9 protein-coding genes are annotated in these 14,327 nt (G+C 37.7%); 7 read left to right on the top strand and 2 right to left on the bottom strand.

From position 1 onward, the window contains the following. Positions 1-15: 15 nt before the first annotated feature. On the bottom strand, positions 16-2,310 hold the full coding sequence (locus tag F0365_RS03210) for a patatin-like phospholipase family protein (RefSeq protein WP_240961859.1): 2,295 nt from the start codon (positions 2,308-2,310) through the stop codon (positions 16-18). Then, a complete protein-coding gene (uvrC, locus tag F0365_RS03205; RefSeq protein ID WP_169932366.1) occupies positions 2,297-4,096 on the bottom strand; it encodes an excinuclease ABC subunit UvrC in 1,800 nt (599 codons plus the stop codon). Before uvrC ends, F0365_RS03210 begins: the two co-directional genes overlap by 14 nt. Before the next feature lie 224 nt (positions 4,097-4,320). Here uvrC and F0365_RS03200 point away from each other — a divergent pair, with 224 nt between their 5' ends. From F0365_RS03200 to F0365_RS03170, 7 genes are all read left to right on the top strand, one after another. Further along, entirely contained in the window at positions 4,321-5,292 is a 972-nt protein-coding gene (locus F0365_RS03200) for a type I phosphomannose isomerase catalytic subunit (protein WP_169932365.1), read from the top strand. Positions 5,293-5,684: 392 nt separating this feature from the next. Continuing rightward, on the top strand, positions 5,685-5,981 hold the full coding sequence (trxA, locus tag F0365_RS03195) for a thioredoxin (RefSeq protein WP_169932364.1): 297 nt from the start codon (positions 5,685-5,687) through the stop codon (positions 5,979-5,981). Positions 5,982-6,460: 479 nt separating this feature from the next. After that, complete coding sequence (locus tag F0365_RS03190) at positions 6,461-6,997, top strand: FG-GAP repeat protein (RefSeq protein WP_169932363.1); 537 nt, start codon at positions 6,461-6,463, stop codon at positions 6,995-6,997. Positions 6,998-7,162: 165 nt separating this feature from the next. Then, positions 7,163-11,704: a T9SS type A sorting domain-containing protein gene (locus tag F0365_RS03185; protein ID WP_169932362.1), complete on the top strand. Its 4,542-nt coding sequence runs from the start codon at positions 7,163-7,165 to the stop codon at positions 11,702-11,704. A 176-nt stretch (positions 11,705-11,880) separates the two neighbouring features. Continuing rightward, positions 11,881-13,281, top strand: coding sequence for an alpha/beta hydrolase family protein (locus tag F0365_RS03180; protein WP_169932361.1), 1,401 nt, complete (start codon positions 11,881-11,883; stop codon positions 13,279-13,281). A gap of 154 nt (positions 13,282-13,435) precedes the next feature. After that, positions 13,436-13,822, top strand: coding sequence for a DUF2237 family protein (locus F0365_RS03175; RefSeq protein WP_169932360.1), 387 nt, complete (start codon positions 13,436-13,438; stop codon positions 13,820-13,822). After that, complete coding sequence (locus F0365_RS03170; protein WP_169932359.1) at positions 13,815-14,327, top strand: GreA/GreB family elongation factor; 513 nt, start codon at positions 13,815-13,817, stop codon at positions 14,325-14,327. Before F0365_RS03175 ends, F0365_RS03170 begins: the two co-directional genes overlap by 8 nt.

Raw genomic sequence — 14,327 nt, 5'->3', positions numbered from 1 at the left:
CAGAAAGTGATTTGATCAAAATTTAAAACCGATATTCACAAATACCTGTCCGTCTTTCTGTTGGGGAGAGAAGCTGTATTTTAATTCTAACGGACCTAAAAAGGTTTCTATACCATAACCTACGGCATAACCAGTATATCTTGCATTGCTGAACCAGTCGCGTTGTTCAAATAAATTGTCTTGTGTGCTTGCAAAATTAGCGCTGAATACAACATGATTTTTTTTGAACACTTCATAATCTGCTTCAAAAAGCACCTTAATTAGGGAGCCACCGCTCATACTTATAAAATCATATCCATAAAACGGAATTAGATTATTGATTCTGCGGGAGCCATACCCTCCTAAGAAAAAGTCCATAGAAGAATTATCTGTATCACCCACGGTAATACCTAGATGTGCATTTCCCCGTATCGTAAAATTACCAAACCTCTGGGCATGACCAACTTCTACTTGTGCCATAGAGAATTCTTTAAACCGTTCTCCAAATTCGGTATTGAAGGCATATAAGTGAAAATCACTTTCTATTTTCCATCCAGAAGAAGGGAAAAGCGCATTGTCATAAGAGTCTACCAGTACTTTACCATAAAAACTTCCCATACTCCCGTTTGAGAAATCGGTTGTGTCGTTAGTAGGGTCTCCAGTGCTCAATGTTTCTGTAAAAATATGAAGTGATTTTACTTCAATTCCTGCAACAAAATTCACCGATTTATTAATTCTCGTCTGTAAAAAGGCTTGTTGTGTCCAGTCTCTATATTTTATTCTAAGGCTATTGACACTTAGTGATGTAATGTCAATGACATCCTCTACAAACGCGGCATTTACATTTTGTTCAAAATTTATAAATTCACTGTGCAAGCCTATGGACCAGTAACGGCCTTTATCGATATAATAATCAAAATTGTACCTAAGATTATCTCCTATGATCGCGTCAGCTGATATAATATCGTTATCAAAAAATACATTTTTGCGAGCTAGATTGATAAGTGCTGCACTGCGCAACAGTTCATCATAGTGTAGTCCCAGTCGTAAATAATTACGCGCATCGCTTTCAACTAAATCTATTTCTAATATGGAGCCATCATCGTCTGTGATGATTTCATAATTGATTTTAGCAAAATTATCGGTTGCCTGCAAATTGTTGATACCGCTGCTCAAATCTTTATAAGCCACCATACCAGGTGTTTTTACCTTAAACCTGCCTACAATAAAAGCTCTGGTATAATTCTTATTTCCCTTTACATTGATCTCGTTGAGATAAATACTGTCAGCAGTTTTTACTATTAATTCTGGTCTGGAATAGTTGTCAAAGACCAGGCTTTTAAGTTGGTCTGCATGTTCTCTGGCCGCTTCTTCTCCTTTTTGAATAATCTCGCGACCTTGGTCAAAAGAGACTACCGTATAGGCTGCTATATCAGGAGCGATGTAGACATCTGTTTTTGGAGCTTTCACCTTCATATCGTTAATCGTACGGAAGTTATTGATCTGCGATAGGATATCTAGTGCGCCACGTAATTCTTGTAGCGACTTTAAATCTTCCTGCACATCTACACCTATAATGAGGTCCATGCCGCGTTCTTTTAATTTATCGATAGGATAATTATCGGTTACCCCTCCATCTATAAGCAGTTGACCGTCTATATCTACGGGTGCAAATAGAGAAGGTAACGCACCGCTTGCATTTACAGCTTTTGGTAAATAACCGCTATCCAGTACTACTTCTTCACCAGTAGTAATGTCTGTAGCTATACATAAAAAAGGAATGGGTAGTTTGCTAAAATCGTCTATGTCTTTAACATGAGCAAGTAATCTAGAAAGTAGGTCATAGATATTTTGCCCTTTACTCAAGGAGGAGGGAAGCAGTACTTTAAAATCTTTAAAAGGCAAAGTTACCGCATAGCGTTCATTGCTTCTGCGTTCATAATAGGTTTTTGAATTACGGGGTATATCGTCAGAAATGATTTTGTCAAAATCAATGATATTAAAAATAGAATCGATTTGTTTACCAGTATATCCAGAGGCATAAAGAGATCCTACGATCGCCCCCATGCTTGTTCCTGCCACGTAGTCGACTTTTATTCCGAGCGAATCAATGATTTTCAAAGTTCCTATATGAGCCAGTCCTTTTGCTCCACCACCAGAAAGGACCAGTCCGATTTTAGGTCTAGAGGTAGGTTTGCTTTCCTGCGTTTGTAAGTGGTCTGCTTTCGTGCTGTTTTGCAACTGGATAGTCTTTTGTTGTTGCGCTTTCGCGAAAGCGAAACAACAAAAAGCAAAAACCATAAAAAACAAAAGGACCCTACTCTTCTTCATCTTTATAAAAATCTATAATTTTTTGAGCTTTAGAAACTCCTACAATTTCAGCCAGCTCTTTTTTTGTTGCTATCTTAACTCGTTTAACGCTTCTAAAGTGTTTGAGCAAATCTACCACTGTCTTTTCTCCTACTCCAGGAATCTCGTCAAGTTCGGTTTCAATAGCTTGTTTGCTGCGTTTATTTCTGTGGTGCGTGATTCCGAAACGGTGCGCTTCATTACGCATTTGCTGAATGACTTTTAAGGTTTCCGAACGTTTATCTAGGTATAAAGGTACAGGATCGTTGGGATAAAAAAGCTCTTCCAGTCTTTTTGCAATTCCTATTATAGGTATTTTACCTCTTAATCCCAGTCGTTCTAAGGCAGTAACACCACTGGAAAGTTGTCCTTTTCCACCATCAACAATAATCAGTTGAGGTAAGGGCTGGTCTTCTTCTAGCAACCTGCGGTACCTTCTGTAAACCACCTCTTCCATACTGGCAAAGTCATCTGGTCCTTCCACTGTTTTTATATTGAAATTTCGGTAATCTTTTTTACTGGGTTTACCGTTTTTAAACACTACACATGCCGCAACGGGGTTAGTTCCTTGAATATTAGAATTGTCAAAACACTCTAGATGTCTCGGTTCTTCATCCAGATGTAAGTCGGCTTTCATCTGGATCATAAGCCTATTGGTATGTCGGTCTGGATCTACAATTTTAATAGTTTTGAACTGTTCCTGTCTAAAGAATTTGGCATTGCGCTCTGATAAATCAACCACTCTTTTTTTGTCCCCTAGTTTAGGCACGGTTACTTTAAGATTTTCTCCTACTTCTACCTCAAACTGGGTGTAAATCTCTGTTGATTGAGAATCAAATCTGTTGCGCAATTCTACAATGGCTAATTCTAGCAATTGTTTATCATCTTCATCCAGTTGTTTTTTAAGCTCCATGGTATGCGAGCGTGTGATTGCGCCATGATTGATTTGAATATAATTCACATAACCAGCAGCTTCATCACTTACTATTGTAAAGATATCCACGTTAGAAATATTAGGGTTGACTACGGTAGACTTGGCTTGGTATCTCGTAAGAATTTCTAGTTTCTCTTTTAATTGCTGTGCTTCTTCAAACTCCATATTTACGGCATGTGCTTGCATCAACTCGGTAAAATAGGAAACGGCTTCTTTAAAATCTCCTTTTACAATTCCTCTTATAGCTTCTATACTGCGGTTGTATTCTACTTCATGTTGCAATCCAGTACAAGGACCTTTACAATTACCTATATGGTATTCTAGGCATAATTTAAACTTGCCCTCATTGATCTTGTCTTGTTGTAAATCGTAATTACACGTGCGTATTGGGTAAAGCGTTTTTACTAATTCCAGCAAAGTTCTTACTGTTCTAACACTGGTGTAAGGGCCGTAATATTCACTGCCATCTTTGATCATTTTACGAGTTAGAAAAACCCGTGGGAAGCGTTCTTTTTTAATTACCAGCCAAGGATATGTTTTATCATCTCGCAGCATGATATTGTACCGCGGATTGCGACTTTTTATCAAGCTATTTTCTAATAAAAGAGCGTCTGTTTCTGTATCTACCACTATATGTTCAATACGATGGATATTTTTTACCATCGTTTTGATACGGAAACTGTCGTGGCTTTTTGTAAAATAAGACGAAACTCGTTTTTTGAGCATTTTTGCTTTTCCCACATAGAGCAACTGGTCTTTTTTGTTAAAATACAAATAGACTCCTGGAGAAAGCGGCAAGGTTTTGATCTGAACCTCTAAAGGTGGTAATTCCATAGCTCAGTAAAGATAGGGATTATGATGATTTCGCTTTCTATTTTTTAATATAAGTTTATACCTTACTCGCAGCATATCTACTGCTGGATAATTGATGCCACCCCAGCGGTCCAACTAAGGTGAACTGGATCTTTTTGACTTTCAAAACTTTAATTTGAAGGTGAAAATAGCTATTTAGGTGTGGTTATCTTAAATTGCGAGTTCATTCAGTTACGAAGTCATTAATGAAAGTGTATCCTTTGAAATTCGAGCCTGTTTTTCACTATCGTATTTGGGGTGGAGAAAAGCTGAAAACAGATTTTAATAAAAATTACGATCAAGAATCCATTGGGGAGTCTTGGGAAATAAGCGCAGTACCTGGAAGTGAAACTCTAGTGAAGCAAGGATTGTACAAAGGAAAAACAATCAATGAGCTTATAGAATTATATAAAGCCGATTTTCTAGGAGCAGCAGTTTTTCATCAATACGGTGGGGAATTTCCCTTACTCATCAAATTCATAGATGCAAAAAAACCGCTGTCTATTCAAGTACATCCTAGTGATGCGCTTGCTAAAGAACGGCACAATTCCTTTGGTAAAAATGAGATGTGGTACATCATGCCATCTTATGAAGATGCCGTGATTACTGTAGGTTTTAAGGAACAATTAGATAAATATTCTTATCAAAAACACCTAGAAAACAATACCATTACCGAAGTTTTAAATGAATTTCCAGTAAAAGCAGGAGACGCTTTTTACATTCCTACAGGAAGAGTTCATGCGATAGGTGCTGGAGTCGTGCTTGCTGAAATCCAGCAATCTTCAGATGTTACGTACCGCATTTATGATTACGACCGCAAAGATCTAAAAACAGGAAAAACAAGAGAGCTTCATACAGAAATGGCAATGGAGGCCATTGACTTTAAACTACACGATAAATACAAAACGGACTACCATAGGAAAAAAAATCAAGCGAATGAGTTGATCAACTCTCCTTATTTTAAAACTAATTTTTTAAAGATAAAAGGAGAGCAAGAACGAGATCTTTCTCAAATCAATTCGTTTATCATATATATGTGTGTGAAAGGAAGTGCTTTTTTGCTTTATGAAAACGAGTCTTACTCGATCAATAAAGGAGAATGTCTTTTACTGCCAGCAGGAATAGGCAAGGTGTTATTTCAGGCCACATCTACTCAGCTTATTGAGATTTATTTGTAATTATAAGGTATAGGTTTCATTTACTTTTGAGATTCTCTAAGATCCAAGTAAGCTGTATAAATCGCATTGTAAATGCCTTGCTTAAATACAAACGCATCGCAGATGCGCTCGACTTTTTAAATTTAGATTTAAATCTTTTGATTAATGGTTTTGTTTTTCAAACCTAAAGTGTGAGAGAACAAAGCTGTTTTACAGTTTGCTCATCAACTTTATTTAAACTTGTATTTTTGATCTTGTAATAGCTTACCGAGAATATAATGGCATTTGAACCTTAAAATTTATGGAGCCTATCTTAAATTTAAGTTTAGATTTTGATTTAAACTTTTACAGAAAGCTATCTTTGAAAGATAAATATGTCGAGTTCCAATTAAAATTCGATTTCAATTCATCTCATGTCCAGCTTTAAAGAACTTACGAATAGCGATACTCCTGTATTAATAGACTTTTTTGCCACTTGGTGCGGTCCTTGTCAGACCATGATGCCAGTTTTGGAAAAATTAAAAGAGGACTTGGGTGATGAGGTGCGTATTCTTAAAATAGACGTGGACAAAAACAAAGCGCTCGCTACAAAATTCTCCATACGAGGGGTGCCTGCATTCCTGATTTTTAAAAACGGCAAACAAGTCTGGAAAGGTGCCGGTGTGCAACCACTTCACGAATTGAAAGCTCAGCTTGAGAAGGTGTCATAATTTTATTATATGTTACCTTAACCTATTCATCAGTCCATCTTTCTACATTTCTAACACATAAATTTTTGCTTCTGTTTGGGAACCCTATAGGGTAAGAGTCCCAACTATAAAGAGCTTTTTTACAATTGTTTATGACAGAAACTATAACAAATTCTAATTCTAGCCATCTATACACTATTATAGTTCATAGACCGTAATCATTCAAAAATGTAAAGCATAGCCATTTGATTCTTCCTATGTCCACGTTCTTCTCCAAACGAATTTTCAAAGATTATGAAAGGATTAAAAATAACGAATTCACTTTTTCCCGTTTAAACACACCTAAAAAAGTCCATTCACGACATTTTTACCGCCATTCACGACATTTTTTTAAATTAAATAGGTGGAACCACTAATTTAGTTCCAAATTGATTTATGATATACATAATGTCTTATCAAAAAATCTATTTACTTTATTACAAGAACAGCAAATTAAATTTATGAAATATTTTACAAATAATGCAGCAAGGATTTTTCTCTTTATGAGCATTCTATTATCAAGCGCTTTAAGTCATTCACAAACCTGGAGGCAACTAGGTATCGATTTAGATGGTGAAGCGTCTATTGACTACTCTGGTTTTTCTGTTAGTACAAGTGCTGATGGACTTACAGTTGCTATAGGTGCGCCATATAATGATGAGAATGGAAGTGATTCTGGTCATGTAAGGATTTATAGTTATGTAAACAATAGCTGGCAACAACTAGGTGCAGATATTGATGGTGAGGCGGCAGGTGATTATTCAGGACAATCCGTAAGTTTAAGTAGTGATGGGACTATAGTTGCTATAGGTGCGCCATATAATGATGGGAATGGACTTGATTCTGGTCATGTAAGGATTTATAGTTATGTAAACAGTAGCTGGCAAAAACTAGCTGCAGATATTGATGGCGAAGCGGGAAGTGATTATTCAGGAGAATCCGTAAGTTTAAGTAGGGATGGAAGTATTGTGGCAATTGGTGCGGCATATAACGAGTAGAATGGACTTGATTCTGGTCATGTAAGAGTTTATAGTTACGCAAGCAATAACTGGCAACAACTAGGCACAGATATTGATGGCGAGGCGGGAAGTGATTTTTCAGGAAAATCCGTAAGTTTAAGTAGTGATGGACTTACAGTTGCTATAGGTGCGCCATATAATGATGTGAATGGACTTGATTCTGGTCATGTAAGGATTTATAGTTATGTAAACAATAGCTGGCAACAACTAGGTGCAGATATTGATGGTGAGGCGGCAGGTGATTATTCAGGAGAATCCGTAAGTTTAAGTAGTGATGGGACTATAGTAGCTATAGGTGCGATATATAATGATGGGAATGGAAGTGACTCTGGTCATGTAAGGATCTATAATTTTGTAAACAATAGCTGGCAACAACTAGGTGCAGATATTGATGGTGAGGCGGCAACAGATAGTTCAGGTTATCCTGTAAGTTTAAGTAGTGATGGAAGTATTGTGGCAATTGGTGCGATATATAATGATGAGAATGGACTTGATTCTGGTCATGTAAGGATTTATAGTTATGTAAACAATAGCTGGCAACAACTAGGTGCAGATATTGATGGTGAGGCGGCAGGTGATTATTCAGGTTTTTCTGTAAGCTTAAGCGGTGATGGAGCTACCCTTATAATAGGAGCGATAACTAACATCGGAAATGGAAGTGCTTCTGCTGGCCATGCACGCGTTTTTAAGTTGGTGGCAGAGGCTGAGATTAGTGCAGCAACTGATTATGTATGTGCTGCTGGTGATGCTATTATTTTTAACATAGAGCTGTTAATAAATGATCACACAGAATTAAAAATTTATGATACAGACCCTAGTGTATGCATGCCCATTGCTATTGCAACTATTCCATTAGTAGCTGGAACGACTAGTTATTCTTATACCGCAACAGTAAGCGCAAACACCACTTATTATGCAAGAGGTGAAGGTGGTGCAACACTTGGTGAAGCTTCTAGTTTATCTATAAATGTAGGAGATACAGTTGCTCCAGTACCAGATACTCTTGTACTTACTGACTTTTCAAATTGTACGAGTACGGTTCAATTAACTGATCTGACTATTCCTACGGCAAGCGATGTTTGTGATGGAGCAATAACGGCTACTACAAATGCTGTCTTTCCTATTACAACAGACACTACCATTACATGGAGTTACACAGACGCTGCAAATAATACGACAACACAAGATCAAATCATTACATTAGATACAGCAGGTCCAGTAATTTCTACCCAAAGCATTACCGTAAATGCAGGGATCTCATTAAATGCTGGTATGTTAACCACAGCTGCCACAGATAATTGTACCGATGCCGCAAACTTGACCTATAGTTTTAGTCCAGCTAGTTTTGATTGTAGTCAGCTAGGTCTATTAGCGACAGAAAATCAAGTACACCAGTTCTCACAGGTATTTGCTGGTAATCAAAATTACGGCGGTACGCTAGGTGAAGATTTAACCGTTTTAGCAGGACAAAACCTTACTATTACTCAATTAGGAGTTTTTGATGATAATGATGATGGGATAATAGGACCTATTTACATTGATATTTATGATAAAAGCACACAAACAAAAATACCTGGAACTAATATGGTATTTACTGGTGGCAGTGATGAAGTGTTAAAAAATGGATATAGATTTAAGCCTTTAGCCACTCCATTAGTGTTACCTAATGGTAATTACATGGTGGTCGCTTATGGTTTTTCTGACAATGATAAAAATGGTAATAGTAATCCAGCACTTAGCGGTGGACTACCAATTACCTATTCTAGAGATTCAGGAAATAGTATTTTCAGCATGGGTATACGATTTAATGCAGGTGTAGATCAGTATCCTGGTAACACATCTCAAAATAGCGATTTCTTTGCTGGAGGTACTTTCTTGTACGTTGCAGATGCGCCTTCTATCTCTGTACAGCTGCATGCTAGCATACCTGCTGATGGTGATTTTTCTGGTAATCAAGATTGGGCCGGAACGGTAGGTGGTAATTTTACACTTACAGAACCTGTAACAATTGATAAATTAGGAGTTTTTGATGACGGTATAAATGGTAGACAGTCAGCAGGAGTTTTTACGGTTGCGTTATTGCAAAATCAAAGTGGGACTAGAGTAAACATTGCAGAGCTTACTATCGGTCAGAATGACGGTGATATAATCCAAGGCTATCTATTCAAAGCATTACCTACACCTATAGTTATCCCAGCTGGTGAATATACGATTGCAGCTCATGGTTTTAATTCGCAAGATCGCAATAGCAACACTGTTAATGTATCTTTTAATCGAAGTAATATTAGCAATAATACGTCTAATGGCTTGTTCATTATGGGTAGTTCTCAATTTGATGTTGCTGCAACAACACCTATAGTTTATCCTACATTATCAGGAACAAGCTTACCTAATGGTTATCCTGCGGCAACCTTGTCCTATAAACTTATTAGTCAACCATTAGTGACAGTAACAGATGCTGCTGGTAATTCTACTACAGCTCCTTTATTAGTTACTGTGGTAGATGCAATCGCACCAGTAATTACCCTTAACGGTAATGCGGTAGAAGAAGCTATTTTAGGAGTTCCTTTTATAGATTCAGGAACTACTATTACAGATAATTGTGACGCAACTGTTTTAACTGCTGTTGTAGCGGGTGATGTGGTAGATGTAAATACTGCAGGAAGTTATACGATCACTTATAATTTTACCGATGTAAATAGCAATGCTGCCACAGAGGTAACACGTACCGTGAATGTTACGAAAACGTATGTATATGAAAGTGGCGCTTGGACACCTAATGATCCAAGCCATGCGGGCGACCTAGCAAATTTTGATGATAATGTGATCATAAGAGAAGACGTGACTATTCCGAGCAATTTTAGAGCAAACAACCTGACAATAGAAACAGGAGCTACACTTACTTTGGGTGCAAATGTGGAGGTGTTGATCGATAACAATATAAACGCATTAGGAACTCTGGAAGCCAGTAATTCTAGATGGATCGCTTATGGACAGACCGCTGCAAATACTTGGGACATTGCAAATGCTAACATAGGTGTCTTAGACCTAGCAAATGCAACTCTAAGTATTACAGGAACTTATAGAATCAACGAGTCTATCTTTAATGATGACACCGCAAGTACATCAGTTCTTAATATCACAGGAGCTAGCGTCACTTTAGGTAGTACAGCAACTAGAACCGCACTTATCGATGGATCGCAACTTACAGTAATAGGTGACTTGACTGTTGAGCAATACTACAAAGACCGTAGAGCTTTTAGGTTTGTAAGTTCGCCAGTGACTACTACCACTAGCATTTATGAGAATTGGCAAGAAAATGGTAATTTACCAGTAGGTTATGGTACGCATATTACTGGAAATAATGGTGCAAATGGTTTTGATGTTACAGGATCAAATAATCCTTCTATGTTCGGTTGGGATAACATCAACCAGACGTTTAGCCCTCCATCAGGTACTAATGATGCAACAGATGTTCTTGTGGCTGGTCAGTATGCAAGATTATTGATAAGAGGAGATCGTAATATAGACCTCACATCTAACCTAAGTAGTGGTTCCACAACTTTAAGAACCAAAGGGCAATTATTAAACGTAAATTATACGTTGCCTAGTATAGCTTCAACAGACGGTAATTTTATAATAGTAGGTAATCCATATCAAAGCAAATTACCTTTAGGAAACGAGCTCAATAAATTATTTAATCTTGCCGCGACTAATATCAATGCCGTAAAATCTAGTTTCTATTTTGTTTGGGATCCTATGGCAAATACTCGTGGCGCTTACCGTACGTATGGAAGGCAGCTCAATCAAATGATAGGAGCAACTCCAGCAAATTCTGATTATGACGAAGCAGGATTTTTACAGCCGGGACAGTCTGCCTTTATGGTAGCCTCTGGAGTTTCAGCAGCTAGTTTTGTTTTATCTAGACCTTCTAATGCCATAACACCACCACCAACGAGTATAGCAGTAGTGCCTCAAGGCGAGTTAAAGATCTCTTTATACGAGACCAGTCAATTTGCACAAGGATCGGGTTCCATAGATGGAATGTTAGTAAGGTTTGAAAACGCTGCTAATAATGGAGTGGATACTAATGATGCGATTAAATTTAGCAATCTAGATGAAAATTTGGGACGATTGCATACTGATGGTTCTATTTTAAGTGTAGAAAGTAGAGGTATTCCACAACATGGGGAACTACTACCCCTAGAATTAAACAATTACAGACAGCAAAATTACACCTTAGAATTTGCTCCAGTAGGTTTTATGGCAAAACAAGCTATTTTAAAGGATAATTATACCAACACACTTACTGATTTGGATAACAATCAAAACACGGTTTATAGTTATAGTGTTGATCCTAGCGATGCATTAAGCATAGCAGCAAATAGATTTGAAGTACTATTTGAAGATGTTACCTTAAGTGTTGGTGATGATCTCGCTTTCGCAGAAGCGATAGCCATATACCCTAATCCAGTTGTAGGAACTGAATTTTTTATCAATTTTGCAAATCAAGCAGGAGTAAAGTCGGTAACTTTATACAATTCATTGGGTCAGAAAGTAAACAGTTATACTACTTCTGAAATAGGAGAATACCAGGTGAACACGGAAGCCTTAGCAACTGGTATATACTTACTACAGATTGAGAAAGGCGATTCAAAATTTGTATCTCAACTCATTGTGAAATAATTTTTAGGGAATCTTATTTTATGATGTTTAAATATCCCAGTCAGCTATGACTGGGATTTCTTTTTATATCTTATCATGCTTAACTGTTTACCATTTCTTGTTTACCATTTATTAAATTATCCTTTAAACACCTATCTTTAGGGTCTAATTTTGAACTAAATTTATTAATTGAACTCATGAAAACAACACTCCACATCACTTTTTGGATCATAGTTCTACTAAGTTCCCTAGTATCAAACGCACAAGAATTTGAAGGTTCTTGGACAGGAGGAATTCAAGGCATGCCACTCGTGTTTGAAATCTCCAATACGGATGGTGTGTATACCGCAAACATGCAAAGTCCCATGCAGTCTAAAAGTTTTCTTCCGATGGACACCACAACGGTACAAGGAAATAAAATTACTTTAATTCTCAATGCGTATAAAATTAAATATGCAGGCGAGTTAAAGGGTGATAAAGTAATGGGAACTTTTACCCAAGGAAGCTTTTCTGGAGAGCTGAATTTAGAGAAGAAAGCCTATGAAGAAGTAAAACCCAACAGGCCTCAAGAACCTAAAGCCCCTTTTCCTTATAAGGTGGAAGAAGTCTTATTTACCAATGCAAAAGCAAACAACATCAAATTAGCAGGAACATTAACCTTGCCTAGCGAGGTAAAGAATCCGCCGGTGGCGATTTTGATTTCTGGCTCTGGACCTCAAGATAGAAATGAAGAAATAGTAGGCCACAAACCCTTTTTAGTGCTTGCCGACTATTTAACCAGAAACGGAATAGCCGTGTTGAGGTATGATGATCGTGGTGTGGCGCAATCTGAGGGAATACATAAAGATGCCACTAGTGCTGACTTTGCTACTGACGTAGAAGCTGCGGTGAACTATCTCAATACTCGTAAGGATATCAATAAAAAACAAATAGGACTTATAGGACATAGTGAAGGTGGTTTGATTGCTCCTATAGTAATTGCAAACAATAAAAAGGAGGTAGCGTTCTTTGTCTCACTTGCAGGACCAGGTTTACGAGGTGATCAAGTCCTCTTACCACAAATGAGAAAAGGAGCCGAGCTTAAAGGTGCACCAGAAAAGGAGGTGAATTTTGAAATAAACTTAATGGATCAAGTATTTCAGAAGATTATAGTTTCTAAAAATGCTACAAACGAAGACCTTCAGCAAGAACTTAAAATAATGATGACCGCTGCAGCAACTAAAGCACCAGATGCCTTACAGGCTAAATATTCTGAATCCTATATAACAGAGGTAAGCAAGCAATTTGCTGGTAGCTGGATGCGTTTCTTTTTAACTTATGATCCTGCTACTAATTTGGAAAAAGTAAGTTGTCCAGTTTTGGCGATTAATGGTTCGTTAGATTATCAAGTAATCCCTGAAATCAACTTATCTGGTATGAAATCCGCTTTCGCGAAAGCGGGAAACAAAGAGGTAACTTTAAAAACATTACCAGGTCTGAACCATTTATTTCAAAATGCAACAACTGGCAGTGGCTTAGAATACGAGCAGATAGAAGAAACCTTTGATCCAGCAACCTTGCAACTTATAGCAAGCTGGATAAAAGAACGGTTTAATTAATAGTTAACCACGACGGCACGATATCGTCTAAAGGAGTAGCGGTTCGTTTTAAGAAAGATAGCTGTTATTTTTAACCAGTAACAGAGACTCAACTAAAAACAGAATAATGTCGAACTATTTATTCCTACTCCTATTTTCAATTCCGCTTTATACTATGTCACAAACTACTGAAAAATCCACTGCTTTAAACGTGCTTGGCACGGCATTAGAATCTTGCTGCAATGATCCTATGACTGGTTATTGGAGGGATGGTTTTTGTCGTACAGCAAATGAAGATCAAGGCACTCACGTGGTTTGTGCAGTCATGACCGAGGAATTTCTAGCGTACACAAAATCAAAAGGGAATGACCTTACCCGAGCTATTCCTGCTTACCAGTTTCCGGGTTTAAAGGCGGGAGATAAGTGGTGCTTGTGCATTTTAAGATGGTTAGAAGCTGAAAAAGCTGGTGTTGCTCCAAAGGTTGCACTTGCTTCTACAGATGACAAAGCGCTAGAGTATACGACTCTAGAAATGTTGAAGAAATACAAGGTAGATGAGTAGAGGTTTTGTAAGAGAAGGAGATCAAGAAGAGCCAGTAGTTATACCGCAGCGAGCAGTATTGCCTGATAACGTGATTAATTATGTCACGCCCAGCGGCATGAACCAATTAAGAGAAGAACTAAATAGCTTAGAAAAAGATTTTGCAGGAATAGCGGTAGAAGATGAGAAGGAAAGAAGACGCGAACAAACGCTAGTTCTTGGAAAGATAAAATTACTCAAAGAGCGAATGAATTCTGCTCGTCCCATTCTTTTAGAAGAGCAGCCGCAAGATGAAATACGTTTTGGCGCCACTGTAAAGGTTAAAAATTTAGAGCTAAAGACACATCAGGTGCTGACCATTACAGGAGTAGATGAAGCAAATGTAGCTCAGGGTAAAATAGCTTTTACTACGCCTATCGCTCGAGCGGTCATAGGCGCAAAAGTAGGAGATACCGTAGACTTCAAATTAGGACACGAGAATAGGCCGTTACGCATAGAAGACATCCAATACGGAAGCGGTACTTAA

The organism is Nonlabens sp. Ci31 (genome assembly GCF_012974865.1).
Taxonomy (GTDB): Bacteria; Bacteroidota; Bacteroidia; order Flavobacteriales; family Flavobacteriaceae; genus Nonlabens.
The sequence above is the reverse complement of the archived record's forward strand: the minus strand, read 5'-3'. Positions and strand labels throughout refer to the sequence as shown.